Origin of the sequence: Stenotrophomonas sp. MYb238, from assembly GCF_009496535.1 — a bacterium.
Taxonomy (GTDB): domain Bacteria; phylum Pseudomonadota; class Gammaproteobacteria; order Xanthomonadales; family Xanthomonadaceae; genus Stenotrophomonas.
On the sequence record NZ_WIDL01000013.1, the window covers coordinates 89,290 to 114,671 of the forward strand.

Genomic DNA, 25,382 nt, shown 5'->3' on the forward strand with positions numbered 1-25,382 from the left:
GTCTGCGAATGGACCGCCGGCGACCCTTGCCGCCTGCGGGTGGCCGGTCGTTCCGGCCGTCAACGTATTGCGATCGTGCTGCGGTGTTGCGGTAGTGCAAAAACAAAACCGCGGCGCATCGCTGCGCCGCGGAGGGATTGCTGCTTAGCGACGCAGGCCAAGCTTTTCGATCAGGCCCTTGTAGCGCTCGACGTCCTTCTTCTTCAGGTAGTCGAGCAGGCTGCGGCGGCGGTTGACCAGCTGCAGCAGGCCGCGGCGGCTGTGGTGATCCTTCTTGTGCAGCTTGAAGTGCTCGGTCAGCTGCTCGATGCGGGCGGTCAGCAGGGCGACCTGGACTTCCGGCGAACCGGTGTCGTTGGCGCCGCGCTTGTTGTCTTCAATAACTTTCTGGGTGTCGATCGACATGATGTTTTCTCTGGATGCGTGGCCGGCAGGAACGTGCTGATGACGCACCGCGCAGCTCGCCGTTTTAAGGAAAGCGGCCCGCCGACGGCGGACCGGTGCCCGGCAAAGGGCCGCAGAATTGTAACGATCCGCGCCTCCCGCGACAAGGCGCGCGGTGCGCCGGCCCTGGGGGGACGGCCGTTCAGGAATTGAAGCGACGCTGCGGCGCCAGCCGCCCGGTGTCGTCCACCTGCCCCAGCCCCAGCGCCCGGCCATCGTCGCCGAACACCGCCACCAGGCCGGGCGGCCAGGTGGGCTCGCGCAGGCGCTGGCCCATGCAGAAGCGCTGCGCGCGGCCGGCATCCAGTTCGACCCGACCGAAATGGCTCAGCCCGGTTTCCAGCGGCAACAGCCATTCCAGCAAGGCCGCATCGTCGCCGGCTTCGGCCAGGGCGCGCAGTTCGTCCAGGCCGACCATGCGCGGGGACAGGAACGGCTCCACCCACAGCCGGCGCAGCGCGGTGATGTGCGCGCCGCAGCCCAGCCGCTCGCCCAGGTCGCGGGCGATGCTGCGGATGTAGGTGCCCGAGCCGCAGGTCACGCGCAGGCGCAGCCGCTCCGGCTGCTGTTCCAGCACCTCGATGGACCGCACGTGCACGTCCCGCTCCGGCGCCTCGATGGTTTCGCCGCGGCGCGCCTTCGCATACAGCGGCTCGCCGCCCTGCTTGAGCGCCGAATAGATCGGCGCGCGCTGGCGGATGTGCCCGGTCAGCGGCTCCAGCGCCTGCCGCAGCGCCTGCGCGTCGATGGCCGGCACCGGGCGCTGCAGCAGCACCGTGCCGTCGGCGTCGTCGGTATCGGTGGTCGTGCCCAGCGCGATCTCCGCGTCGTAGGCCTTGGCCGAGCCCAGCAGCAGGCCGGCGATCTTGGTCGCCTCGCCGAAGCACAGCGGCAACAGGCCGGTGGCCAGCGGGTCCAGGCTGCCGGTATGCCCGCCCTTCTCCGCCCGGAACAGGCGCCGCGCCACCTGCAGCGCGGCGTTGGAACTCATGCCGGCGGGCTTGTCGAGCAGGACGATGCCGTCCAGGCGGCGGAATTGGATACGGGTCATGGCGGGGCTGGTTTCATTGCTGTTGCTGGCTTCTGCTTCTGCAGTTGCAATTGCTTGTCCGCTTTCGATTTCCGATTCCCTTCCGCGGCGATGGAGCCGACGTACAGGACACCGAAGCAGCGACATGCGTGCATCCATGTCGCTCTTCGACGCGACAGGGATGTCGTGTCGAAAAATCCCGGCGGTGGAGTGAACCCCATGCGCGTGGCGCGTTGGGCACCAAGGCAGGGCACGGGCAAGAAGCGCTTTTCAACAGCCAGAGGCTGGTCAAAGTAATCCGCCCCCTGGCAAGGGAGCTAAAGCCCAGGAACGGATCGTTCCCCATTGCCGCTGCGCTCGCCCCTCATCCGCCCTTCGGGCACCTTCTCCCGCAGGGAGAAGGAAAATGCTCAGGCTTTCTCGCCGGACGGGTCGTCGGCATCGGACTGTGCCGGCTGCGCATCGGGCAGGTCGCGCAGCAGGTTGTCGATGCGTTCGCCGCGGTCCACCGAATCGTCGTAGTGGAAATGCAGCTCGGGCACGTGGCGCAGCTTCATCGCCCGGGCCAGGCCCATGCGCAGCTCGCCGGCCAGCTCGCGCAGGCCCTTGACCGCCTCGACCGAACGCTCCGGCATCAGCGCGGTGACGAACACCTTGGCATGGGCCATGTCGCGGGTGACTTCCACGTCCGAGACGCTGACCGACGGCAGCCCGTGCTCGCGCACGGCGGCATGCACCAGCGTGCCCAGATCGCGGCGGATCTGCGCGGAAACTCGGTCGGTACGGTGGAAGGTCTTGGGCACGGATTCTCGCTCGTCTGGTTGCTGCGGGGGAAAGCGCGACCGGCCCGCATCATGCGAGCCGGTCGATGTTGCGCGTTACAGGGTGCGCGGCACTTCGATGCGCTCGAAGCACTCGATCTGGTCGCCGGTCTTGACGTCGTTGTAGGCCTTCACGCCGATACCGCACTCGGTACCGTTGCGGACCTCCTCCACGTTCTCCTTGAAGCGGCGCAGCGATTCCAATTCGCCCTCGAACACCACCACGCTGTCGCGCAGCACGCGGATCGGCTTGTTCCGCTTGACCACGCCCTCGATGACCATGCAGCCGGCGATGGCGCCCAGCTTCGAACTGCGGAACACGTCGCGGACCTCGGCGATGCCGATGATCTCTTCGCGGATCTCCACGCCCAGCAGGCCCGACGCCACCTGCTTCACCTGGTCGATCACGTCATAGATGATCGAGAAGTAACGCAGGTCCACGCCGTTGGACTCGATGATGCGGCGGGCCGAAGCGTCCGCGCGCACATTGAAGCCGATGACCGTGGCCTTGGAGGCGGCTGCCGAATTGGCGTCCGACTCGGTGATGCCGCCCACGCCGGAATGGATCACGTTGATCCGGATCTCGTCGTTGGACAGGCCCACCAGCGACTGGCTCAGCGCCTGCACCGAGCCCTGGACGTCGGCCTTGATCAGCAGGTTCAGCACCTGCTGGCCTTCGCCCTTGCCCATCTGCGCCATGATGTCTTCCATGCGGCTGCCGGCCGTGGCGACCAGGCGCGACTCGCGGCGCTTGGTCTCGCGCTGCTGCGCCACTTCCTTGGCCAGGCGTTCGTCGTCGACGACCACGAAGTCGTCGCCGGCGTCCGGCACGCCGGACAGACCCAGCACCTGCACCGGGATCGACGGGCCGGCCTCGGCGACCTGGCGGCCGGTCTCGTCGAACAGCGCGCGCACGCGGCCGTACTGGGTGCCGCACACCAGGTAGTCGCCCTTCTTGAGCTGACCCTGCTGCACCAGCACCGTCGCGACCGGGCCGCGGCCCTTGTCCAGCGAGGATTCGATGACCACGCCGGCGGCGCGGCCTTCGGCCACGGCCTTCAGTTCAAGCAGTTCGGCCTGGATCGAAATCGCGTCCAGCAGGTCGTCGATGCCCTGGCCGGTCTTGGCCGAGATCTCCACCATCTGCGTGTCGCCGCCGAAATCCTCGGCCACGACCTGCTCGGCGAGCAGTTCGTTCTTGACCCGCATCGGGTCGGCCGAGGACTTGTCGATCTTGTTGATCGCCACCACGATCGGCGCGTTGGCCGCGCGGGCGTGCTGGATGGCTTCCTTGGTCTGCGGCATGACGCCGTCGTCGGCCGCCACCACCACCACCACCACGTCGGTCAGCTGCGCGCCGCGGGCGCGCATCGAGGTGAACGCGGCGTGGCCCGGGGTGTCGAGGAAGCTGATCACGCCCTTCGGCGTTTCCACGTGGTACGCGCCGATGTGCTGGGTGATGCCGCCGGCTTCGCCGTTGGCGACCTTGGTGCGGCGGATGTAGTCCAGCAGCGAGGTCTTGCCGTGGTCGACGTGGCCCATGATGGTGACCACCGGCGGACGCGGCACGGCGTCGCCCTGGTCGACATCGGTGATGGCCAGCAGCGCGTCCTCGGCATCGTTGTTGCCGGCGCGCACCACCTTGTGGCCGAGTTCCTCGGTCACCAGCGCGGCGGTGTCATGGTCGATGGACTGGGTGATGGTGGCCATCACGCCCATCTTGAACAACGCCTTGACCACCTCGCCGCCCTTCAGCGCCAGCTTCTGCGCCAGATCGGCCACGGTGATGGTGTCGCCGATGGCGACCTCGCGCACCACCGGCGCGGTCGGACGCTCGAAGCCGTGGCTGCCGCCACCGCCGCGCGACTGCTCGTTGCCGCGACGCCCCTGCGGCGCACGCGCGCCCGGGCGGCCACGCGAATTGCTGTTGTTGCCGCGGCGGGCGCGGTCGGACGGCGACAGGTGCAGCTGGCCGCCGAAACGCTTGCCGCCCTCGTCTTCCGACTGGCCGCCACGAGGCGACTTGTTGCCCGGCTTGGCATGTGCGCTGCCGCGCTCCTCGCGCGCCGGTGCCGGCGCCGCAGGACGCGGCGTGGCCGCGGCGTTGCGCGCAGGACGCGGCGTCAGCGTCTCGATGATCGGCTGCCTGACGGGCGGCGCCGCAGGCTCGGCCCTGGCCGCCTCGGCGGCCTTGGCGGCATCCTCCACGGCCCGGCGCTCGGCCTCCGCGCGCTCGCGCTCGGCATCCTCGGCCGCCTTCTGGCGCGCCACGATCTCCTCGTCGCGCGCGCGGTCCTTCTCGGCCAGCATGCGCTGCTCGTCGAGGTTGCGCTGGCGCGACTCCTCGAGCTTGCGCAGGATCTCGGCGCGCTCGGCATCCGCATCCATGGGCGCGCCGGCAGCCGGCTTGACGTAGGTGCGCTTCTGGCGCACCTCGACGTTGACCGTGGTCTTGCTGCGGCCGGCATTGACGGTCACTTCCTGCTGCGTGCGGCGGCTCAGGGTGATCTTCTTCGGCGCGGCGTCGGCCTCGTCGGCGACCTGCTCGTCCTTGCCGTGGGAACGGCGAAGGAAACCGAGCAGCTTCACTTTCTCGGCGCTGGTCACGACCTGGTCGGGACCGCTGAACTTCATGCCGGCCTGGGCCAGCTGCTCCAGCAGTTTCTCCACCGGCGTGTTGACCAGTTGGGCGAGCTTGCGGATGGTGGTTTGCTGCGACATTCGGATCCTATGATCTTGTTGGCGCCCCCTCGATACGGACGAAGGCAGCGCGGAGTCTACGCCCTGAGCGGCTCAGGGCACTGTTCATCGCTGGCTCATTCGCCGCGCTCCAGGCGGGCGATCTCCTCGGCGCGGGCGGCCAGGACCAGCGCCGCGGCGCGCTCCAGATCCATGCCTTCGATGCCGAACTCCAGGATCTCGTCGGCAGCCAGGTCCGACAGATCCTCACTGGTGCGCACGCCGTTGCCGGCCAGCGCATAGGCCGTGGCCTCGTCCATGCCCGGCAGCGCCAGCAGGTCCTCGGCCGGCACGCCGCCTTCGGCGCCCTCTTCCACCGCCAGCGCCTCGTTGAGCAACGCGTCGCGGGCGCGGGCGCGCAGTTCCTCGACGATGTCCTCGTCGAAGCCCTCCACCGCCAGCAGCTCGCCGATCGGCACGTAGGCGATTTCCTCGACGGTGCTGAAGCCCTCGCTGACCAGGATGCCGGCGATTTCCTCGTCCACTTCCAGCTTGTCCATGAACAGCTGGCGGGCGACGGTCTGCTCGGCTTCCGACTTGGCGGTGACCTGGTCCTGGGTCATCACGTTGAGCTGCCAGCCGGTCAGGCGGCTGGCCAGGCGCACGTTCTGGCCGCCCTTGCCGATGGCCTGGGCCAGGCGCTCCTCGGCCACGGCCAGGTCCATCGAGTGCTTTTCCTCATCGACGATGATGGACTGCACTTCGGCCGGCGCCATCGCGTTGATGACGAAGTTGGCCGGGTTCTCGTTCCACAGCACGATGTCCACGCGCTCGCCGTTGAGCTCGTTGCTCACCGCCTGCACGCGCGAACCGCGCATGCCGATGCAGGCGCCGATCGGATCGGTGCGGTTGTCGTGGGCGATGACGGCGATCTTGGCGCGGTCGCCCGGGTCGCGGGCGCAGGCCTTGATCTCGACCAGGCCCTGGCCGACTTCCGGCACTTCCAGCTTGAACAGCTCGATCATGAACTCCGGCGCGGCGCGGCTGATGAACAGCTGCGGGCCGCGCGGCTCCGAACGCACTTCGGCCAGGTAGCCGCGCACGCGGTCGCCGGCGCGCAGCACGTCGCGCGGAATGCCCTTGTCCTTCGGGATGAAGGCCTCGGCGTTGCCGCCCAGGTCGACATAGATGTTGCCGCGCTCGGCGCGCTTGACCACGCCGGTCACCAGTTCGCCGACGCGGTCCTTCCATGCGTCCACGACCTGCTGCCGCTCGGCCTCGCGCACGCGCTGCACGATCACCTGCTTGGCGGCCTGCGCGGCGATGCGGCCGAAGTCCGGGTTCTCGATCTGCTCCTCGATGTAGTCGCCGACCTCGACGCCGTCGGCCTCGTCGATCGCGTCCATCAGGCGGATCTGGCGGTCCGGCGACTCCATCACCACGTCGTCGGCCACGACCTCCCAGCGGCGGAAGGTTTCGTAGCTGCCGTCCTTGTGGTCGATCGACACGCGCGCCAGCACGTCCTGGTCCGCGTAGCGCTTCTTCGCCGCCGAGGCGAGCGCGGCCTCGATCGCATCGAAGATCACTTCGCGCGGCACGCCTTTTTCATTGGCGACCGCGTCGACTACCAGCAGAAGTTCCTTGCTCATCGGCTTACTCCGCGCGCGGCTTGCGGGCCGCGGTTTCGTTATTGGATTTGTTCTTGGCCGCGCCGCCCTGCTTGGGGGCCGGACCGGTCGGTTTGCTCGGAGCCAGGCCAAGCGCGGCCCAGTCCGGAATGATGCGTGCCTTGTCGATGTTGTCGAAGGCGGCCACGAACGGCCTGCCATCGACGACGAAGGTCACGGTGCCGGCGTCGGCGTCCACTGCAGCGATCTCGCCCTGCAGACGGCGGCGATTCTCCTGCGGCAGCTTCAGGCCCACCTTTGCGGACTGGCCCAGGTGCTGCTCGAAGTGCTCCAGCGTGAACAGCGGGCGATCCACGCCCGGCGAGGACACTTCCAGCGTGTAGTTGCCGCTGATCGGATCCTCGACGTCCAGCTGCGCGGACACCTCGCGGCTCACCCGCTCGCAGTCGTCGATGTTGACCATGCGCTCGGGCTGCTCGGCCAGCGGCACGTCGATGTACAGACGCAGCGTCGCGCCGCCCGGGGCCGGCAGATATTCCGCGCCCAGCAGATCCAGGCCCAGCGCCTGCACGGTGGGGCCCAGCAGATTCGCGATTTCAGTAGCCTTGTCGCTCACAGCCTGCCTTGATTTCGATGATGGGGAACGGGAAACCCGGTCGGACTTTTCGTTTTGCGGAAACAACAAAGGGCCCGACTGGGCCCTTTGTCCGATATGAATCCAATGACTGGATTCCGGTTGCAGGAACGGAAGCAATCGTTCCTACGAGCCCAGATTCAGTCTTCGACAACGAATGTTGAAGAAGGCCGGAACTGGTAGCGGGGGCAGGATTTGAACCTGCGACCTTCGGGTTATGAGCCCGACGAGCTGCCAGACTGCTCCACCCCGCAGCAGAAGCGGAATTATGAAGTAATTGGACCGTTACCGCAAGTCTTTTTTACTTCATCGTTTCAGGAAATCCGGGGATTCCACCGAAACCCGGAACGATGTCGTTCCGGTCGACCATCTTGCGATGGTCCGGCGACACCGGCTTTGCCGGCGGCGCCATCAACTCAGGGCGCGCATATTACATGAATCGCGCCGTTTTGTATCGTTTTTTACGACAAATGTGCAAATGCGTTGCGCATCCAGGCCAGCAGCGGCCCCAGGGCCACCGGCAGCACCAGCAGCGCCACGCAGTTCACGCCCAGCACGATGCCCAGGAGGCGGTCGTTGTTGCGCGGCAGCGGCTCGCCCACCGGCTCGTCGAAGTACATGACCTTGACCACGCGCAGGTAGTAGAAGCAGCCCACCACCGCGCTGATCACGCCCAGGATCACCAGCCACAGCAGGCCGCCGTTGACCGCCGCGCCCAGCACCGCCAGCTTGGCCCAGAAGCCCAGGAACGGCGGGATGCCGGCCAGCGAGAACATCGCGCACAGCATCAGCCCGGCCATCCACGGGTTGCGCGCGTTCAGGCCCTTGAAGTCGTCGATGCGCTCGGCCTCGAAGCCGGCGCGCGACAGGGCGACGATCACGCCGAAGGCGGCGGTGGACATGATCGCGTAGGCCACGGCGTAGAACATCGCCGCCGAGTAGCCCGCCGCGCCGCCGCCGGCCACGCCCATCAGCAGGAAGCCGATGTGCGAGACGGTCGAATAGGCCAGCATGCGCTTGAGGTTGACCTGGGCGATGGCCATCAGGTTGCCGACCACCAGCGACAGCGCGGCCAGGCCGGCCAGCACGTACTGCAGTTCGGTCGACAGCGGACCGACGCCGGCTTCCAGCAGGCGGTAGGCCATGCCGAACGCGGCCAGCTTCGGCGCCGAACTGATGAACAGCGCGATCGGCGCCGGGGCGCCCTGGTAGACGTCCGGCAGCCACATGTGGAACGGCGCGGCGCCCAGCTTGAAGGCGACGCCGGCCACCATGAACACCGCGCCGGTCAGCAGCAGCAGGCGCTCGTCCGAATGCGCGGCGGCGTCGTGGATCACGTCCAGGTGCAGCGAGCCGGTGGCGCCGTAGACCAGCGACATGCCGTACAGCAGCAGGCCCGAGGCCAGCGAGCCGAGCACGATGTACTTCATGCCCGCCTCGGCGGCCAGCTTGTTCTCGCGGTTGCTGGCCACCAGCGCGTAGGAACACAGCGCCAGCAGCTCCAGCCCCAGGTAGACCATCAGCAGGCTGCCGGCCGACACCAGGATCATCATGCCCGCCGTGGCGAACAGCACCAGGACCGCGATCTCGCCCTGGTAAAGGTTGCGCTCGCGCAGGTAACTCCAGCCGTAGACCAGGGTCAGGCCGCTGACCAGCACCACCACCGTCTTCATGACGTCGGCGGCGTTGTCGCGGATGAACATGCCGTGGAACACCTCGCCCTGCCCGCCCACGCCGCCCAGCAGCAGCACGAAGGCGATGGCGAGGATGGCGACCGACAGGAAGTGGGTCCAGACCTTGTGCCGGTTGCTGATGAACAGGTCGAGGATCAGCAGGGCGAAGGCGCCGCCGATCACCACCAGTTCGGGCAGCAGCGGCGGGAGGTCGGCGGCGGTCAACGGCAGTAGCGTCGGCGTTGTCATCATCAAATCCTGGAATCAATACTCTCGACGGGGCCGCTTACAGCAGCTTGCTCGATGCGATCTGCATCGCCAGCTTGGCGATGGAGGGCTCCATCAGTTCGGTCAGCGGCCGCGGATACACGCCCAGCGCCAGCGTACCGACGGCGAACACGCCCAGCACCAGCCATTCGCGCCCGTTGATGTCCTTCATCTCGGCCACGTGGGCGTTGCCCACCTCGCCGAAGAACACGCGCTTGTACAGCCACAGCGAATAGGCCGCGCCGATGATCAGCGTGGTGGCCGCACCCAGCGCCACCAGCGGCTCCCACTGGAAGCTGGCCAGCACCACCATGAACTCGCCGACGAAACCGCTGGTGCCCGGCAGGCCGGAATTGGCCATGAAGAACAGCAGCGCGAAGGCGGCGAACCACGGCATCACGTTGACCACGCCGCCGTAGTCGGCGATGCGGCGGGTGTGCAGGCGGTCGTAGAGCACGCCGATGCAGGAGAACATCGCGCCGGACACGAAGCCGTGCGAGATCATCTGCACCATCGCGCCCTGCAGGCCCAGGCGCGCGGCATCGGCATTGCCGGCCTCGCGCACCAGCCACAGTGCGGTGAAGGTGCCCAGGGTGACGAAGCCCATGTGCGCGACCGAGGAATAGGCCACCAGCTTCTTCATGTCGTCCTGCACCAGCGCCACCAGGCCGACGTAGATCACCGCCACCAGCGACAGCGCGATCACCAGCCAGGCCCATTCGCTGCTGGCGTCCGGCACGATCGGCAGGTTGAAGCGCAGGAAGCCGTAGCCGCCGATCTTCAGCGCGATCGCGGCCAGGATCACCGAACCGGCGGTCGGCGCTTCCACGTGCGCGTCCGGCAGCCAGGTGTGCACCGGGAACATCGGCACCTTGACCGCGAAGGCGATCAGGAAGGCGAAGAATATCCAGGTCTGCTCCCGCGCCGACAGCTGCAGCTGGTACAGGTCGGCCAGCTGGAAGCTGCCGCCCTTGATGTACAGGTAGATCAGCGCCACCAGCATCAGCACCGAGCCGAGGAAGGTGTAGAGGAAGAACTTGATCGCCGCGTAGATGCGGCGCGGGCCGCCCCAGACGCCGATGATCAGGAACATCGGGATCAGCATGGCCTCGAAGAACACGTAGAACAGCATCGCGTCGGTGGCGGCGAAGATGCCCACCGTCACGCCTTCCAGGATCAGGAAGGCGGCCACGTACTGGTTAACGCGCTTGTCGATCACGCCCCAGGCGCCGATCAGCGCCAGCACGCCCACCAGCGTGGTCAGCAGCACCAGCGCGATGGCGATGCCGTCGACGGCCAGGTTGTAGCCGATGCCGTAGGCCGGGATCCACGGGTGCTGCTCGACGAACTGCATCACCTCGGCGGCGGTGCGGTCGTAGCCGCTGAGCAGACCGAGGCTCAGCAGGAAGGTGAGCAGTGCCACCGCCAGGGACGCCCATCGGGCGGCCTGGGCGTTGCGCACGGCAAGAATCAACGCACCGCCGAGGATCGGCAGCCAGATGAGGATACTGAGTAGGGGCCAGTTCGACACGTCTTCTTATTCCGTACAGGTCAACGCCAGAAATGCATCAGCAGGCCCAGCAGGGCGATCAGGCCGATGATCATCACGAAGGCGTAGTGGTAGAGGAAACCGGATTGGGTGCGGCGCAGCAGGTTGGCGGCCAGCTCGACCACGCGGGCCGCTCCGTTCACCACCCCATCCACCACGTTGCTGTCCACGGCGCGGGCGGCCTTGCCGAGCTTGACGCTGCCGCCAGCGAAACCGTCGATCCACAGCTTGTCGAAGCCGTACTTGTTCTCCAGCACCGAAACCACCGGCGCCAGGGCCTTGCGGGACTTGCCGGCCAGCTCCGGCTTCCAGATGTAGAACACCCAGGCCAGGACGAAGCCGGCGACGGTCAGCCAGAACGCCGGGGCGGTCAGCCCGTGAAGGGCGAACTGCACCGCGCCATGCCAGTGCTCGGCGCCGATCAGGCCGATGACGTCGGCCGGCGGAACGCTGTTGAGCATCTGCGGGTCGGTCCCCAGCGGATGGCGGAAGTCGACGATGCCGGTGAAGAAGGACATCACCTGCCCCGGGATGCCGTTGCCGCCGGCATGGCCGGCCCAGTCGGTGCCGAACAGCATCGGGCCGGCGGTGAAGAAGCCGATGAGGATCGACGGGATCGCCAGCAGGATCAGCGGCAGGGTCACCACCCACGGCGACTCGTGCGGCTCGTGCGCGCCATGGCCATGGTGGTCGTCATGGTGGTGCGCGTCGTGGCCGTGGTCGTCGTGCGCGTCGCGGAAGCGTTCCTTGCCGAAGAAGGTCAGGAACAGCAGGCGGAAGCTGTAGAAGCTGGTGACGATCACGCCGCCCAGCACCGCCCAGTAGCCGTAGGTCGCCACCCAGCTGTCGGAGGCGTGGGCATGCAGTTCGGCGGCCTCGATGATGGTGTCCTTCGAGTAGAAGCCGGAGAAGAACGGCGTGCCGACCAGCGCCAGCGTGCCGATCCACATGGTGATGTGGGTGATCGGCATGTATTTGCGCAGGCCGCCCATCTTCATCATGTTCTGCTCGTGGTGCATGCCGATGATGACCGAGCCGGCGCCCAGGAACAGCAGCGCCTTGAAGAAGGCGTGGGTCATCAGGTGGAACACCGCGCCCGAGTAGGCCGACACGCCCAGCGCCACGGTCATGTAGCCCAGCTGCGACAGCGTCGAGTAGGCGACCACGCGCTTGATGTCGCTCTGCACAATGCCGATCAGGCCGGTGAAGAAGGCCGTGGTCGCGCCGATGAACAGGATGAAGTTCAGCGCGGTCTGCGACAGCTCGAACAGCGGCGACATGCGGGTGACCATGAAGATGCCGGCGGTCACCATCGTCGCGGCGTGGATCAGCGCCGAGATCGGGGTCGGGCCTTCCATCGAGTCCGGCAGCCACACGTGCAGCGGCACCTGCGCCGACTTGCCCATCGCGCCGATGAACAGGCAGATGCAGATCAGGGTGGCGATCGACCAGATCACCGGCTCGCCCAGCACCTGCACCGGGTGGCCGAACAGGTTGATCGAGCCCGACCACACCTGGATCAGCGCGTTGGGATCGTCCAGCAGCGGCGCGTTGGCGAACACGGTCGCGTAGTCCAGGGTGCCGAACACCCACAGCACGCCGGCGATGCCCAGCAGGAAGCCGAAGTCGCCCACGCGGTTGACCAGGAAGGCCTTCATGTTGGCGAAGATCGCGCTCGGCTTCTTGAAGTAGAAGCCGATCAGCAGGTACGACACCAGGCCCACCGCTTCCCAGCCGAAGAACAGCTGCAGGAAGTTGTTGCTCATCACCAAGGTGAGCATGGAGAAGGTGAACAGCGAGATGTAGCTGAAGAAGCGCTGGTAGCCGTCGTCGTCGGCCATGTAGCCGATCGAGTAGATGTGCACCAGCAGCGACACGAAGGTCACCACCACCATCATCATCGCGGTCAGGCGGTCGACCATGAAGCCGATGTGCGCCGAATACTGGCCGACCTCGAAGAAGGTGTAGATGTTCTGGTTGAACGGCTGCGCCCCGCCCCACAGCAGCTGGTACAGGGTGTGCATCGACAGCGCGCAGCTGACCGCCACGCCGAGGATGGTGGCGTACTGGGCGCCCTTGCGCCCCACCTGGCGACCGAACAGGCCGGCGATGATGCTGCCGAACAGCGGCGCGAGCACCACTGCGATCAACAGACTCTTGGAGAGAGTGATTTCCATCTGTGGGTCAGCCCTTCAACGAATCGACTTCGCCCACATTGATGGTGTGGCGGGTACGGAACAGGGTCACCAGGATCGCGAGGCCGATGGCGGCTTCCGCCGCGGCCACGGTCAGGATGAAGAACACGAACAGCTGGCCGGCGGTGTCGCCGAGTTCGCGCGAGAAGGCGACGAAGTTGATGTTCACCGACAGCAGCATCAGCTCGATCGACATCAGCAGCACGATGATGTTCTTGCGGTTGAGGAAGATGCCGGCCACGGAGATGCAGAACATCACCGCCCCCAGCGCGAGCATGTGGCCCAGGGAAATCATGGCTTGGCCTCCTCGCCGCCTTCGTTGTGCTTGGTGTCGGTCAGCACGACCGGCTTTTCCACCGCCATCTTGACGATGCGCAGGCGGTCGCTGGCGCGGACCCGCGACTGCTCGGACGGGTTCTGCGTCTTCACGCCGGTGCGCCGGCGCAGGGTCAGCATCACCGCGGCGATCACCGCCACGGTCAGGATCACCGCGGCGAACTCGAACGGCAGCAGGTATTCGGTGAACAGGCTGCGCGCCAGCCAAGTGATGTTGGAGCTGTCGGCGGCCACCGCGGCGGCGTTGTCGGCCGGGAACGGCGTGGCAAGGCGCGCCTTGATCCCGATCAGGGTCAGCATCTGCACCAGCATCACCACCGCGACCACCAGCCCGACCGGCAGGTAGCGCACCCAGCCTTCGCGCAGGCTGTCCGTTTCCACGTCCAGCATCATCACCACGAACAGGAACAGCACCATCACCGCGCCCACGTACACCAGCACCAGGGTCACGCCGAGGAACTCGGCGCCCACCAGCAGCCAGACGCAGGCGATGGAGAAGAAGGTCAGGATCAGGCACAGCACGGCATACACCGGGTTGCGCACGCTGATCACCGACAGCGCCGACACGCCGGCGACGATCGAGAAGAACCAGAAAGCGATATTTACCCAATCCATCTTTCGGTCCTCAGCGGAAGGCGGCGTCGGCGGCGCGGCGCTCGGCGATCTCGGCTTCCAGCCGATCACCGATGGCCAGCAGCTGCGGCTTGGTGACGATGTTCTCGCCACGGTTCTCGAAGTGGTACTCCAGGACGTGGGTTTCCACGATCGAGTCCACCGGGCAGCTCTCCTCGCAGAAACCGCAGAAGATGCACTTGAACAGGTCGATCTCGTAGCGCGTGGTGCGGCGGGTGCCGTCCTCGCGCTTGGCCGAGTCGATGGTGATGGCCAGCGCCGGGCACACCGCCTCGCACAGCTTGCAGGCGATGCAGCGCTCCTCGCCGTTCGGATAGCGGCGCAGCGCATGCAGGCCGCGGAAGCGCGGCGACTGCGGGAACTTCTCCATCGGGTACAGCACGGTGTACTTCGGCTTGAACGCGTACTTCAGCGTCAGCCACATGCCGGAGATCAACTCCAGCAGCAGCAGGCTCTTGAAATAGTGGGTGATCTTGTTCATGAATCAAACGCCTCTCTGGATCACGCCGTAGAACACCATCAACGCCACCACTGCGATCCAGCCGATGGTCAGCGGGATGAACACCTTCCAGCCCAGGCGCATGATCTGGTCGTAGCGGAAGCGCGGGAACGTGGCGCGGAACCAGATGTACGAACTGGCGAAGAAGAACACCTTGGCCAGCAGCCACGGCCAGCCGCCGTTCCAGATCCAGTCGACCCATGGCGATACGTCCGCCGTGACCCAGCCCTGGATCGGGCTCAGCCAGCCGCCCATGAAGAAGATCGAGATCAGGAAGCTGATCAGGATCATGTTGGCGTACTCGGCCAGGAAGAACAGCGCGAACGCACCGCCGGAGTATTCGACCATGTGGCCGGCGACGATTTCCGATTCGCCTTCCACCACGTCGAACGGCGCGCGGTTGGTTTCGGCCACGCCGGACACCCAGTACACGACGAACAGCGGCAGCAGCGGCAGCAGGAACCAGTCGAAGAAACCCGAGCTGCCCTGCTGCGCCAGCACGATCTGGCTCAGGTTCAGGCTGCCGGCGGCGATCATCACGCCGACCAGGGCGAAGCCCATCGCGATCTCGTAGCTGACCATCTGCGCGGCCGAGCGCATCGCGCCGAGGAAGGCGTACTTGGAGTTCGACGCCCAGCCGGCCAGGATCACGCCGTAGATGCCCAGCGAGGTCATCGCCAGCAGGTACAGCAGGCCGACGTTGGCGTTGGACAGCACCAACTTGTAGTCGAACGGCACCACCGACCAGGCCGCGAACGACGGCGCCAGCACGATCAGCGGCGCCAGCACGTAGATCGCCCTGTGCGCGTTGGCCGGCTGCACGATTTCCTTGAACAGCAGCTTGGTCACGTCGGCGAAGGCCTGCAGCAGGCCGCCGAGGCCGACGTACATCGGCCCGTGGCGCACGTGCATCCAGCCGATCAGCTTGCGCTCCCACAGCACGTAGAACGCCACCGACACGATGATCGGCATGGCGATGACCAGGATCTTCAGCACCGTCCACAGCACGATGCCGATGTCGCCCAGCGCCAGGAACCACTGGTGCAGCGGATCGACCGCGTTCAACAGCAACTCGTTCATGCAGCCACCACCGTTACCCGAGCGGCGCCCAGCGGCGCGGTGGCGCCGTGGCCCGATTCAATCCAGACCGCACCGGCGGCGACGCGCGCGTCGACCACGACCGGCAGGGTCGCCTTGCCGGCGTCGGTGCCGACCTTGGCCATCTGCCCTTCGGCCAGCTGCAGGCGCGCGGCGTCCTCGGCGTTGAGCACGATGCGCGGCGCGTTGTTCAGCGGATGTGCCTGCAGTGCTTCGGCACGGCGCACCACCGCATCGGTGCGGTAGATCGCCGGGGTCGAAGCCACTTCCAGGCCCTCGCCCGCCGCCTGCGGCTGCGCGGAGGCAGCCACGTCCACCTGCACCGGCTGCAGGCCGGCACGCAGGCCTGCCAGGTCGGTGAAACCGAAGCCGGCCAGCTGCAGGTCGCCGCCGAGGGCGCGCAGCACGCGCCAGCCCTCGCGGGCCTCGCCCGGCAGCTTGCCGCCGGCACGGGCCTGCTGCTCGCGGCCGTCGAGGTTGGTCAGGGTCGCGTCGATTTCCGGCAGCGCGCCGATCGGCAGGATCACGTCGGCGACATCGCGGGTCGAGACGCAGGCGAACTGGCTGAACGCCACCACCTTGGCACCGGCCAGCGCCTTGCGCGCGGCGGCGCCGTCGGCGAAGTCCAGGCCCGGTTCGATGCCGTACAGCACGTAGGCCTTGCGCGGCTGGGCCAGCATCGCGCCGGCGTCCTTGCCGGCCGGCAGCACGCCGGCGCGGGACAGGCCGATGGCGTTGGCGCCCTGCGGGATGCGGCACAGCCTTGCGCCGGTGGCGGCGGCGAAGTCGCGCGCGGCGGCGCGGATCGCGGCGGCCTGCGGGTGGTTCTCGGCGATCGCGCCGACGATGACGACGGTGTTGCCGCCGCTCTTCACCGCCTCGCGCAGCGCGGCGTCGCCCATGGCGTCGGCGAGCCTGGACGGCGCGACGATCTGCTTGCCGGCCAGCGCGAAGGCGAAATCGAAATCGACCGGGTTGACCGCGAAGATCCGCGCACCGTTCTTGGTCTGCGCCTTGCGCAGGCGGGCATGCAGCAGCGGCAGCTCGTGGCGGACGTTGCTGCCCAGCAGCACGATGCGGTCGGCGTTCTCGATCTCGGCCAGCGAGGCGCCGAACACCTCGGCGGTCGCGGCGTCGGAGAAGTCGCGGTTGTCGATGCGGTGGTCGATGTTGTTCGAGCCCAGGCCGGCGGCCAGGCGGGCCAGCAGCGCGCCCTCCTCGTTCGAGGTGGACGGATGCACCAGCACGCCGAGGTCGTCGCCGCGGTTGCCGTCGAGGATCTCGCGGGCGGCGGCCAGGCCTTCGGCCCAGCTCACTTCCTGCCATTCGCCGTTGACCTTCTGCAGCGGCTTGACCGCGCGGTCGGCGGCGTACAGGCCCTGGTGCGAATAACGGTCGCGGTCGGACAGCCAGCACTCGTTGACCAGCTCGTTGTCGCGCGGCACCGCGCGCAGCACTTCGCCGCGGCGCACGTGCAGGAACAGGTTCGAGCCCATGGCGTCGTGGTAGCCCAGCGACTCGCGCGCGGTCAGTTCCCACGGGCGGGCGCGGAACTGGAACACCTTGTTGGTCAGCGCGCCGACCGGGCATACGTCGATCACGTTGCCCGAAAGCTCGGTGGTCAGCGGCTTGCCGTCGTAGGTGCCGATCTGCAGGTTCTCGCCGCGGTACATGCCGCCCAGCTCATAGGTGCCGGCGATCTCCGCGGTGAAGCGCACGCAGCGGGTGCACTGGATGCAGCGGGTCATCTCGGTGGCGACCAGCGGGCCCATGTCCTCGTCGGCCACCACGCGCTTGCGCTCGTTGAAGCGGCTGACCGAACGGCCGTAGCCCAGCGACACGTCCTGCAGCTCGCACTCGCCGCCCTGGTCGCAGATCGGGCAGTCCAGCGGGTGGTTGATCAGCAGGAATTCCATGACCGAGCGCTGGTACTTGAGCGCCTTCTCGTTGCGGGTCTGGATCTTCATGCCGTCCATGACCGGCGTGGCGCAGGCCGGCGACGGCTTGGGCGACTTCTCCACGTCGACCAGGCACATGCGGCAGTTGGCCGCGATCGGCAGCTTCTCGTGGTAGCAGAAGCGCGGAATCGGGATGCCGGCCTTGTCGGCGGCCTGGATGATCATCGACCCCTTGGGCGCGAACATCGTCTGTCCATCGATCTCGATGGTGACGTGTCCTTCCGGCGCCACCGGCGCCTCGCTCGGGTTCACGGGTTGCGCGCTCATGCGGCAGCAGCCTCCACCTTCTTGCCGTCAACCATCGAATGACCGTTGACGATGTAGTACTCGAATTCGTCCCAGAACTGGCGCAGGAACCCCTGGATCGGCCAGGCCGCCGCTTCGCCGAAGGCGCAGATGGTGTGGCCTTCGATCTGCCCGGCGACGGTGCGCAGCTGGTGCAGGTCCTCCATCGTGGCCTTGCCGGCGACGATGCGCTCCAGCACGCGGTGCATCCAGCCGGTGCCCTCGCGGCACGGGGTGCACTGGCCGCAGGATTCCTTGTGGAAGAACTGGCTGATGCGGCAGGCGAACTTGACGCAGCACACGCTGTCGTCCAGCACCACGATGGCGCCCGAACCCAGGCCCGAGCCCAGCGCGCGGATGGTGTCGTAGTCCATCGGCAGCCCCTTGAGCTGCTCGGCGGTCAGCACCGGCATCGACACGCCGCCCGGGATCGCCGCCTTCAGCGTGCGGCCCGGACGCAGGCCGCCGGCCATTTCCAGCAGCTCGTCGAAGGTGGTGCCCAGCGGCACTTCGAAATTGCCGCCCTTGGCCACGCAACCGGAAACGGAGAAGCACTTCGGGCCGCCGTTGGCGGTCTTGCTCAGGCCCTTGAACCACTCCGGGCCGTTGCGGATGATCGCCGGCACCGAGCCGTAGGTCTCGGTGTTGTTGATCGTCGACGGCTTGCCGTACAGGCCGAAATTGGCCGGGAACGGCGGCTTGTAGCGCGGCTGGCCCTTCTTGCCTTCCAGCGACTCCATCAGCGCGGTCTCTTCGCCGCAGATGTAGGCGCCGGCGCCCAGCGCGCCGTAGATGTCGATGTCCACGCCGCTGCCCAGCACGTTCTTGCCCAGCCAACCGTGCTTGTAGGCATCGGCCAGGGCCTGCTCGAAGTGCTCGAACGGCTCGTGGTGGAACTCGCCGCGCAGGTAGTTGTAGCCCACGGTCGAACCGGTGGCGTAGCAGGCGATCGCCATGCCCTCCACCACCGAGTGCGGGTTGTAGCGCAGGATGTCGCGGTCCTTGCAGGTGCCCGGCTCGGATTCGTCCGAGTTGCACAGGATGTACTTCTGCGGCGCGTCCTTGGGCATGAAGGACCACTTCAGGCCGGTCGGGAAGCCCGCGCCGCCGCGGCCGCGCAGGCCGGACTGCTTGACCATCTCGATCACGTCGGCCGGCGCGATCTTCTCCTCGAGGATCTTGCGCAGCGCGGCGTAGCCGCCGGTCTTGAGGTAGTTCTCGTACGACCACGGGGTGTCGTAGTGCAGCGTGGTGTAGACCACGTTGTGCGGAAGCGGCGCCGGACCGACCGGCCCCCTGGATTCGTGGTGTGCCATGCCTTACTCCAGCCCGTCCAGCAGCGCGTCGACCTGGTCCAGCGTCAGGCGCTCGTGGTAGTGACCGTTGATGACCATCATCGGCGCGCCCGCGCAGCCGGCCAGGCACTCTTCCTCGCGCTTGAGGTAGACGCGGCCGTCCGGGGTCGATTCGCCGTGCCTGATGCCCAGCTTCTTCTCGCAGTGGCGCACGATGTCGTCGGCGCCGTTGAGCCAGCAGCTGATGTTGGTGCAGATGGCGACGTTGTTGCGGCCGACCTTCTCGGTCTCGAACATCGAGTAGAAGCTGGCGACCTCGTAGGCCCACACGAACGGCAGGTCAAGGTACTTGGCCACCGCGGCGATCAGTTCGTCGCTCAGCCAGCCCTGGTTCTGCTCCTGGGCGGCGTGCAGGCCCTGCAGCACCGCCGAGCGCTTGCGCTCCGGCGGGAACTTCGTCAGCCAGTGATCGATGTGAGCGCGCGTCTTGTCGCTCAGCACCACCATCGGGTCGACGTCGCGCGCCGCCTCGAAATTACCTGTCGCCTTCATCGGCCGACCTCAACCAATAGCAGATCCTGGGAAACCGGTGCCTGCAGCAGCGTGGCCGCGCTGGCACCGGGCGTTGTGCGTTTGCCCGGCATTACCGGTCGACCTCGCCGAACACGAGATCGTAGGTGCCGATCATCGCCACCACGTCGGCCAGCATGTGGCCGCGCACGATCGAGTCGATCGAGGACAGGTGGGCGAAACCCGGCGCGCGCAGGTGCACGCGGAACGGCTTGTTGGCGCCGTCGGACACCAGGTAGCAGCCGAACTCGCCCTTCGGCGCCTCGACCGCGGCGTAGGTCTCGCCGGCCGGCACGCAGTAGCCTTCGCTGAACAGCTTGAAGTGGTGGATCAGCGCTTCCATGTCGTCCTTCATCTCCGCACGCGAAGGAGGAGCGACCTTGAAGTTGCGCACCATGACCGGGCCGGGGTTGGCCTTGAGCCAGCGCACGCACTGCTGGACGATGCGGTTGGACTGGCGCATCTCGGCGACGCGGACCAGGTAGCGGTCGTAGCAGTCGCCGTTGGTGCCCAGCGGGATGTCGAAATCGACCGCGTCGTACTTGGCGTACGGCTGCTTCTTGCGCAGGTCCCAGGCGATGCCCGAGCCGCGCAGCATGACGCCGGTCATGCCCCAGGCCAGGGCGTGCTCCGGGGTGACCACGCCGATGCCGACGGTGCGCTGCTTCCAGATGCGGTTGTCGGTCAGCAGGGTCTCGTATTCGTCGACGCGCGCCGGGAACTCGTTGGTGAAGTTCTCCAGGAAGTCCAGCAGCGAGCCTTCGCGGGCGGCGTTCAGGCGCTTGAGCGCGTTGCCCTTGTGCCAGCGCGACTCCTTGTACTTGGGCATCGCGTCCGGCAGGTCGCGGTACACGCCGCCCGGACGGTAGTACGCCGCGTGCATGCGCGCGCCGGACACCGCCTCGTAGCAGTCCATCAGTTCCTCGCGCTCGCGGAACGCGTACAGCATCACCGCCATCGCGCCGAGGTCGAGCCCGTTCGAGCCCAGCCACATCAGGTGGTTCAGGATGCGGGTGATCTCGTCGAACATGGTGCGGATGTACTGCGCGCGCTCCGGCGCCTCGATGCCCACCAGGGTCTCGATGGCGCGGACGTAGGCGTGCTCGTTGCACATCATCGAGCAGTAGTCCAGGCGATCCATGTAGCCGATCGACTGGTTGAACGGCTTGGACTCGGCCAGCTTCTCGGTGGCGCGATGCAGCAGGCCCACGTGCGGGTCGGCGCGCATGATGGTCTCGCCGTCCATCTCCAGGATCAGGCGCAGCACGCCATGCGCGGCCGGGTGCTGCGGGCCGAAGTTCATGGTGTAGTTGCGGATCTCCTGCCGGCCTTCGGCGGGATTGCTGGCGAAGGCCTCGGAGGCCTGGTGGAACTCGCTCACTTGCTTGCCTCCCTCTGCGCGCGCTCGCCTTCGGCGGTCTCGAAGCGGGCGTCGTCGCGGATCACGCGCGGCACGCCCACGCGCGGCTCGACCGAAGTCACCGGCTCGTAGACAACGCGCTTCTTTTCCTCGTCGTACCGCACTTCCACGTTGCCGATCAGCGGGAAGTCCTTGCGGAACGGATGGCCGACGAAACCGTAGTCGGTCAGGATGCGGCGCAGGTCCGGGTGGCCTTCGAAGATCACGCCGTAAAGGTCGAACGCCTCGCGCTCGAACCAGTTCAGGCCCGGCCACACGCCGGTCAGCGACGCCACCACCGGCAGCGCTTCGCTCGGGGCGAAGCAGCGCAGGCGCAGCAGCTGGTTGTGCTGGTAGGAACGCAGCTGCACGACGACGGCGAAGCGCTGCTTGGGCAGCGCGTCCGGCTGCGCGCCCTCGCCGGTTTCGTGGCTGGGGAACTCGCCCCAGGCGAAGCGGCCGGCGCCCTTGCCTTCCACGCCGCGGCTGAAGCCCTGCGAGGAGACGTCGGCCGTATCCCACTCGTCGCTGCCGAAGCCCAGGTAATCCACGCCGCACAGGTCGGTGGCGTGCTCGAAACCGAACTCGTCGCGCAGCGCGACGGCGACGGCATGCCAGTCGGCCGACGGAACCTCCAGCGTCACTTCGCCGCGCGGTTCGACCACGGAGACCTGCGCGCCGGCGAAACGCGCGCGAAGCCGGTCGATGAGTGAAGGTGCTTGCTGGGCCATGGGGGCTGGCGTGCTCTTGAACTGGAAAGGGAGGTCAGCGTGCGATGGTCTGGGTGCGCCAGATCTTCTTCTGCAGCTGCAGGATGCCGTACACCAGCGCCTCGGCGGTCGGCGGGCAGCCCGGGACGTACACGTCCACCGGCACCACGCGATCGCAGCCGCGCACGACCGCATACGAATAGTGGTAATAGCCGCCGCCGTTGGCGCAGCTGCCCATCGAGATGACCCACTTCGGGTCGGGCATCTGGTCGTAGACCTTGCGCAGCGCCGGGGCCATCTTGTTGACCAGGGTGCCGGCGACGATCATCACGTCGGACTGGCGCGGCGACGGGCGGAACACCACGCCGTAGCGGTCCAGGTCCAGGCGCGAGGCGCCGGCGTGCATCATCTCCACCGCGCAGCAGGCCAGGCCGAAGGTCATCGGCCACATCGAGCCGGTGCGCGCCCAGTTCAGCAGGGCGTCGACGCTGGTGGTGACATAGCCCTTCTCGAGCAGCGGGTTGTCGCCTTCGGGCCGGAGGATGTCGTCAACCCGCCCTTCCGGGATGGGGTTGTTCATCAGGCCATCGAGAGTCTGAATCACTCCCATTCCAGCGCTCCCTTCTTCCACACGTAGATAAAGCCGAGAAACAGCATGCCCACGAACAGGCCCATGGTGACGAGCGAGCGCGCGCCCAGCTCCATGAACACCTGGGTCCAGGGCACGATGAAGATGATTTCCAGGTCGAAGACGATGAACTGGATGGCGATGAGGTAATAGCGCACGTCGAACTTCATGCGCGCGTTCTCGAACGCCTCGAAGCCGCACTCGTACGGCGACAGTTTCTGCTCGTCGGGGCTGCGGGGGCCAAGGAAACGACCGATCAGCATCAGTGCGACGCCGATGCCGGTGGCGACGATCAGAAACAGCAGGGACGGCAAATATTCGGCCAGCACAGCGATTCTCTCTTGCCTCTGCCCGGGCACCAGCAGGCGCCCGCGCATGGGGATTGACGGGACTTGCCACGGCGGGAGCTGCCGCATCCCGCATACCCGCATAACAAACTCATGGTGCCCAAGAGGGGACTCGAACCCCTACGACTTGCGTCGCTACCACCTCAAGGTAGTGCGTCTACCAATTCCGCCACCTGGGCTTACTTACGTCGGCGCACCGGCTTCGCAGTGCGGCGCGTATTGTAACCGTCTTCAGTCTTTATGCGAGCCCTCGGCGGGCTTTTCTTCGCTCTGCGCCGGATTGTCCGCGGCGGGCGCCGCCTGCGGCACTTCGCCCGTGGCCGCGGCCTGCGGAACGGACTGCAGTTCGCCTGCCGGGGCGGCCGGCGCTTCCACGCGGGACATCACGCCCAGCCCCGCGTCGGCCGGACGCGAACCGTGGCTGGCGTACCAGGCCATGAACAGGCTGATGCCGAAGAACACCACGGCCAGCCACTTGGTGGACTTGGACAGGAAGTTGGATGCGCCGCGCGCGCCGAACACCGTGCCCGACGCACCGGCGCCGAAGCCCGAGCCCGCCGCCGCGCCGGAGCCGCGCTGCATCAGGATCAGCGCGATCATCGCGATCGCCACCAGCACATAGACCACATTGAGGATCAACATCAGCATTTGAAATACGTCCCGGACAATTCCACCGTTAGCGACCGGCTGCCGCCCTCGCGATGGCCAGGAAATCTGCCGCCACCAGCGAAGCGCCGCCTACCAGCCCGCCATCGACGTCAGGCTGTGCGAACAGCTCTGCAGCATTGTCGGGCTTGACGCTGCCGCCATACAGGATCGGCAACGAATCGGCGATTCTAGCATCGCGCCCGGCGACTACGCCACGGATGAACGCATGCACCGCCTGCGCCTGCTCCGGGCTGGCGGTACGGCCGGTGCCGATGGCCCAGACAGGCTCGTAGGCGACCACCGCCCGGGCGAAGGCCTCGGCCCCGGCCAGGTCCAGCACCGGCGCCAGCTGCGCGGCGATGACCTGCTCGGTCTGGCCGGCCTCGCGCTGTTCCAGCGTCTCGCCTACGCACAGGACCGGAATGAGCCCGGCATGGGCGGCCGCCACGAACTTGCGCGCGACCAGCTCGCTGCTCTCGTGGTGGTACTGGCGGCGCTCGGAATGGCCGACCAGCCCATGGGTGGCGCCCACGTCCACCAGCATCGCGGCCGATACCTCGCCGGTATAGGCGCCCTTCTCGTTTGAACTGACGTCCTGCGAACCGAACGCCAGCGCCACGCCCTCGAAGTCCTCGACCAGATCCCCCAGGTAGGGCAGCGGCGGCAGGATCACCAGGTCCACCCCCTCCAGCGGCAGGCCGGCCGCCACCTGCTCCACCAGCTCGGTGGCGAATCGACGGCTGCCATGCAGCTTCCAGTTACCGGCGACGATCTTGCGGCGCATTCAGGAGCGACTCCCAGTGAAAAGTGGGCGAAGGATAGCCCACTACGGACAGCGGCAGGACAACCGGCAGACAACACGGGACAGCATGGACGCTTCCATCGTATTGGACGGGCACCGGCCACCGCGGCATTCCCGCAGCCGCGCCCACCCTGACGGCGAAGGCCGCCTCGCGGCGGCCTTCGTGGCTTACTTCAGCTTGATCTCGCGCAGGCGTTCCTCGAGGAAGCCATGGGCGGTGATCGCCTCCGGGTACCGGCTCGGGTTGTCCGGCGTGATGCACGACGGTAGCACGTCGATCAGGAAGTCCGGGTTGGGATGCAGGAAGAACGGCACCGAGTAGCGCGGCTGGCGGGCCAGCTCGCCCGGGGGATTGACCACGCGGTGGATGGTCGAGGGGTATACGTGGTTGGTCAGGCGCTGCAGCATGTCGCCGATGTTGACCACGATGGTGTCCGCGTCCGAGGTGAACGGCACCCACTCGCCCTCGCGCGACTGCACCTCCAGCCCGGCGGCGCTGGCGCCGACCAGCAGGGTGATGAAATTGATGTCGCCATGGGCGCCGGCGCGCACGTTGGGGATGTCGTCGGTGGTGATCGGCGGGTAGTGGATCGGGCGCAGGATCGAGTTGCCGTTGTTGGTCTTGTCGGCGAAGAACGCCTGCGGCAGGCCGATGTGCAGCGCCAGCGCCGACAGCACGCGCGAGCCCAGGTTGTCCAGCGCCTGGTACAGGCCGTAGCCGCGCTCGCGGAAACCGGGCACTTCGCTCGGCCACAGGTTCGGCGGCATCACCTCGCGGTACTTGGAGTCGTCCGGGATCTCCCGGCCGATGTGCCAGAACTCCTTCAGGTCGAAGTGCCTGGAGCCCTTGGCGGTCTCCACGCCGAACGGGGTATAGCCGCGGGCGCCGCCGCCGCCGGCCACGTGGTACTTGCGCTTGACCTCTTCGGGCAGGGCGAAGAAGGCCTTGAAGGCGTCGTAGGCCGCGTCGATGTCGGCCTGCGGGATGCCATGGTTGCGGATGCCCGCGAACCCCCACTGGCGATAGGCCGCGCCCAGTTCGGCCACGAAGGCCTCGCGATCGCTGTCGAAGCGGGTGATGTCGAGGGTTGGGATCTTGCTCACAGCGGTTCCTGGCTTGTCATGAGGTAGCGGGCCGGCAGGTCTGTCGCCCGGCTGAACATTGTGACAGATCGCCCCATTCGCGGCGTTCGACACATTGATACAAAACGATACAATCCAGCAGCCCCGGGACTGGCGCAGGACCGGCAACCC

Annotated in this window: 23 protein-coding genes and 2 tRNA genes; all 25 read right to left on the reverse strand. The window is 67.1% G+C overall.

The window, feature by feature from the left end; all coding sequences use genetic code 11:
- Nucleotides 1–144 precede the first annotated feature (144 nt).
- The 25 genes from rpsO to CQ393_RS10595 all read right to left on the reverse strand — a co-directional run bounded on the left by rpsO (nt 145) and on the right by CQ393_RS10595 (nt 25,232).
- The gene (gene rpsO / locus CQ393_RS10475) at nt 145–405 is read right to left on the reverse strand and encodes a 30S ribosomal protein S15 (protein ID WP_055769748.1); all 261 of its coding nucleotides are present in this window, start codon (nt 403–405) and stop codon (nt 145–147) included.
- Between the two features lie 181 nt (nt 406–586).
- A complete protein-coding gene (gene truB / locus CQ393_RS10480) occupies nt 587–1,495 on the reverse strand; it encodes a tRNA pseudouridine(55) synthase TruB (protein ID WP_153191494.1) in 909 nt (302 codons plus the stop codon).
- Nucleotides 1,496–1,884: 389 nt separating this feature from the next.
- Nucleotides 1,885–2,277: a 30S ribosome-binding factor RbfA gene (gene rbfA / locus CQ393_RS10485; RefSeq protein WP_343199929.1), complete on the reverse strand. Its 393-nt coding sequence runs from the start codon at nt 2,275–2,277 to the stop codon at nt 1,885–1,887.
- A gap of 75 nt (nt 2,278–2,352) precedes the next feature.
- Nucleotides 2,353–5,016 (reverse strand): translation initiation factor IF-2, encoded by a 2,664-nt coding sequence (gene infB, locus CQ393_RS10490; RefSeq protein WP_153191495.1) that lies wholly within the window; start codon nt 5,014–5,016, stop codon nt 2,353–2,355.
- A gap of 95 nt (nt 5,017–5,111) precedes the next feature.
- A complete protein-coding gene (nusA, locus tag CQ393_RS10495) occupies nt 5,112–6,623 on the reverse strand; it encodes a transcription termination factor NusA (RefSeq protein ID WP_153191496.1) in 1,512 nt (503 codons plus the stop codon).
- A gap of 4 nt (nt 6,624–6,627) precedes the next feature.
- The gene (gene rimP, locus CQ393_RS10500) at nt 6,628–7,218 is read right to left on the reverse strand and encodes a ribosome maturation factor RimP (RefSeq protein WP_343199930.1); all 591 of its coding nucleotides are present in this window, start codon (nt 7,216–7,218) and stop codon (nt 6,628–6,630) included.
- Between the two features lie 195 nt (nt 7,219–7,413).
- A tRNA-Met gene (locus CQ393_RS10505) sits at nt 7,414–7,490 on the reverse strand.
- A 207-nt stretch (nt 7,491–7,697) separates the two neighbouring features.
- Nucleotides 7,698–9,158, reverse strand: coding sequence for an NADH-quinone oxidoreductase subunit NuoN (gene nuoN, locus CQ393_RS10510; protein WP_153191497.1), 1,461 nt, complete (start codon nt 9,156–9,158; stop codon nt 7,698–7,700).
- Nucleotides 9,159–9,195: 37 nt separating this feature from the next.
- The gene (locus CQ393_RS10515; protein WP_343199931.1) at nt 9,196–10,707 is read right to left on the reverse strand and encodes an NADH-quinone oxidoreductase subunit M; all 1,512 of its coding nucleotides are present in this window, start codon (nt 10,705–10,707) and stop codon (nt 9,196–9,198) included.
- Nucleotides 10,708–10,727: 20 nt separating this feature from the next.
- The gene (gene nuoL, locus CQ393_RS10520; protein WP_153191498.1) at nt 10,728–12,902 is read right to left on the reverse strand and encodes an NADH-quinone oxidoreductase subunit L; all 2,175 of its coding nucleotides are present in this window, start codon (nt 12,900–12,902) and stop codon (nt 10,728–10,730) included.
- A gap of 7 nt (nt 12,903–12,909) precedes the next feature.
- A complete protein-coding gene (nuoK, locus tag CQ393_RS10525; protein WP_057640727.1) occupies nt 12,910–13,215 on the reverse strand; it encodes an NADH-quinone oxidoreductase subunit NuoK in 306 nt (101 codons plus the stop codon).
- Nucleotides 13,212–13,871, reverse strand: coding sequence for an NADH-quinone oxidoreductase subunit J (locus CQ393_RS10530; protein ID WP_153191499.1), 660 nt, complete (start codon nt 13,869–13,871; stop codon nt 13,212–13,214). The genes nuoK and CQ393_RS10530 overlap by 4 nt, the downstream gene beginning before the upstream one ends.
- A 10-nt stretch (nt 13,872–13,881) precedes the next feature.
- Entirely contained in the window at nt 13,882–14,370 is a 489-nt protein-coding gene (gene nuoI / locus CQ393_RS10535; RefSeq protein WP_153191500.1) for an NADH-quinone oxidoreductase subunit NuoI, read from the reverse strand.
- Nucleotides 14,371–14,373: 3 nt separating this feature from the next.
- Nucleotides 14,374–15,468, reverse strand: a complete 1,095-nt coding sequence (nuoH, locus tag CQ393_RS10540) for an NADH-quinone oxidoreductase subunit NuoH (RefSeq protein WP_153191501.1) — start codon at nt 15,466–15,468, stop codon at nt 14,374–14,376.
- On the reverse strand, nt 15,465–17,711 hold the full coding sequence (gene nuoG, locus CQ393_RS10545; RefSeq protein WP_153191502.1) for an NADH-quinone oxidoreductase subunit NuoG: 2,247 nt from the start codon (nt 17,709–17,711) through the stop codon (nt 15,465–15,467). Before nuoG ends, nuoH begins: the two co-directional genes overlap by 4 nt.
- Complete coding sequence (gene nuoF / locus CQ393_RS10550; RefSeq protein ID WP_153191503.1) at nt 17,708–19,045, reverse strand: NADH-quinone oxidoreductase subunit NuoF; 1,338 nt, start codon at nt 19,043–19,045, stop codon at nt 17,708–17,710. The genes nuoG and nuoF overlap by 4 nt, the downstream gene beginning before the upstream one ends.
- 3 nt (nt 19,046–19,048) lie before the next feature.
- Entirely contained in the window at nt 19,049–19,576 is a 528-nt protein-coding gene (nuoE, locus tag CQ393_RS10555) for an NADH-quinone oxidoreductase subunit NuoE (protein WP_153191504.1), read from the reverse strand.
- Between the two features lie 91 nt (nt 19,577–19,667).
- Nucleotides 19,668–20,975 carry an NADH-quinone oxidoreductase subunit D gene (locus CQ393_RS10560; RefSeq protein WP_343199932.1) on the reverse strand — a complete coding sequence of 436 codons (1,308 nt, stop codon included), beginning with the start codon at nt 20,973–20,975 and terminating at the stop codon, nt 19,668–19,670.
- The gene (locus CQ393_RS10565) at nt 20,972–21,724 is read right to left on the reverse strand and encodes an NADH-quinone oxidoreductase subunit C (RefSeq protein ID WP_153191505.1); all 753 of its coding nucleotides are present in this window, start codon (nt 21,722–21,724) and stop codon (nt 20,972–20,974) included. The genes CQ393_RS10560 and CQ393_RS10565 overlap by 4 nt, the downstream gene beginning before the upstream one ends.
- Before the next feature lie 34 nt (nt 21,725–21,758).
- Complete coding sequence (locus CQ393_RS10570) at nt 21,759–22,313, reverse strand: NADH-quinone oxidoreductase subunit B (protein WP_054664850.1); 555 nt, start codon at nt 22,311–22,313, stop codon at nt 21,759–21,761.
- Nucleotides 22,304–22,660: an NADH-quinone oxidoreductase subunit A gene (locus CQ393_RS10575; RefSeq protein ID WP_054664847.1), complete on the reverse strand. Its 357-nt coding sequence runs from the start codon at nt 22,658–22,660 to the stop codon at nt 22,304–22,306. Before CQ393_RS10575 ends, CQ393_RS10570 begins: the two co-directional genes overlap by 10 nt.
- A gap of 112 nt (nt 22,661–22,772) precedes the next feature.
- A tRNA-Leu gene (locus CQ393_RS10580) sits at nt 22,773–22,857 on the reverse strand.
- A gap of 52 nt (nt 22,858–22,909) precedes the next feature.
- Nucleotides 22,910–23,326, reverse strand: a complete 417-nt coding sequence (gene secG, locus CQ393_RS10585; protein WP_153191507.1) for a preprotein translocase subunit SecG — start codon at nt 23,324–23,326, stop codon at nt 22,910–22,912.
- Between the two features lie 28 nt (nt 23,327–23,354).
- A complete protein-coding gene (gene tpiA, locus CQ393_RS10590; RefSeq protein WP_153191508.1) occupies nt 23,355–24,110 on the reverse strand; it encodes a triose-phosphate isomerase in 756 nt (251 codons plus the stop codon).
- Between the two features lie 186 nt (nt 24,111–24,296).
- Nucleotides 24,297–25,232 carry a 2-oxoglutarate and iron-dependent oxygenase domain-containing protein gene (locus CQ393_RS10595; protein WP_343199933.1) on the reverse strand — a complete coding sequence of 312 codons (936 nt, stop codon included), beginning with the start codon at nt 25,230–25,232 and terminating at the stop codon, nt 24,297–24,299.
- Between the last annotated feature and the right edge of the window lie 150 nt (nt 25,233–25,382).

Bases quoted from the DNA above. Each gene is read 5' to 3' on its own strand.
- nuoE (WP_153191504.1), bottom strand. From the start codon at position 19,576: ATGAAGGCGACAGGTAATTTCGAGGCGGCGCGCGACGTCGACCCGATG.
- nuoL (WP_153191498.1), bottom strand. From the start codon at position 12,902: ATGGAAATCACTCTCTCCAAGAGTCTGTTGATCGCAGTGGTGCTCGCG.
- CQ393_RS10565 (WP_153191505.1), bottom strand. From the start codon at position 21,724: ATGGCCCAGCAAGCACCTTCACTCATCGACCGGCTTCGCGCGCGTTTC.
- nusA (WP_153191496.1), bottom strand. From the start codon at position 6,623: ATGAGCAAGGAACTTCTGCTGGTAGTCGACGCGGTCGCCAATGAAAAA.
- nuoH (WP_153191501.1), bottom strand. From the start codon at position 15,468: ATGAACGAGTTGCTGTTGAACGCGGTCGATCCGCTGCACCAGTGGTTC.
- nuoG (WP_153191502.1), bottom strand. From the start codon at position 17,711: ATGAGCGCGCAACCCGTGAACCCGAGCGAGGCGCCGGTGGCGCCGGAA.
- nuoF (WP_153191503.1), bottom strand. From the start codon at position 19,045: ATGGCACACCACGAATCCAGGGGGCCGGTCGGTCCGGCGCCGCTTCCG.
- CQ393_RS10570 (WP_054664850.1), bottom strand. From the start codon at position 22,313: ATGGGAGTGATTCAGACTCTCGATGGCCTGATGAACAACCCCATCCCG.
- nuoK (WP_057640727.1), bottom strand. From the start codon at position 13,215: ATGATTTCCCTGGGCCACATGCTCGCGCTGGGGGCGGTGATGTTCTGC.
- rpsO (WP_055769748.1), bottom strand. From the start codon at position 405: ATGTCGATCGACACCCAGAAAGTTATTGAAGACAACAAGCGCGGCGCC.
- infB (WP_153191495.1), bottom strand. From the start codon at position 5,016: ATGTCGCAGCAAACCACCATCCGCAAGCTCGCCCAACTGGTCAACACG.
- truB (WP_153191494.1), bottom strand. From the start codon at position 1,495: ATGACCCGTATCCAATTCCGCCGCCTGGACGGCATCGTCCTGCTCGAC.
- secG (WP_153191507.1), bottom strand. From the start codon at position 23,326: ATGCTGATGTTGATCCTCAATGTGGTCTATGTGCTGGTGGCGATCGCG.
- nuoN (WP_153191497.1), bottom strand. From the start codon at position 9,158: ATGACAACGCCGACGCTACTGCCGTTGACCGCCGCCGACCTCCCGCCG.
- CQ393_RS10530 (WP_153191499.1), bottom strand. From the start codon at position 13,871: ATGGATTGGGTAAATATCGCTTTCTGGTTCTTCTCGATCGTCGCCGGC.
- nuoI (WP_153191500.1), bottom strand. From the start codon at position 14,370: ATGAACAAGATCACCCACTATTTCAAGAGCCTGCTGCTGCTGGAGTTG.
- tpiA (WP_153191508.1), bottom strand. From the start codon at position 24,110: ATGCGCCGCAAGATCGTCGCCGGTAACTGGAAGCTGCATGGCAGCCGT.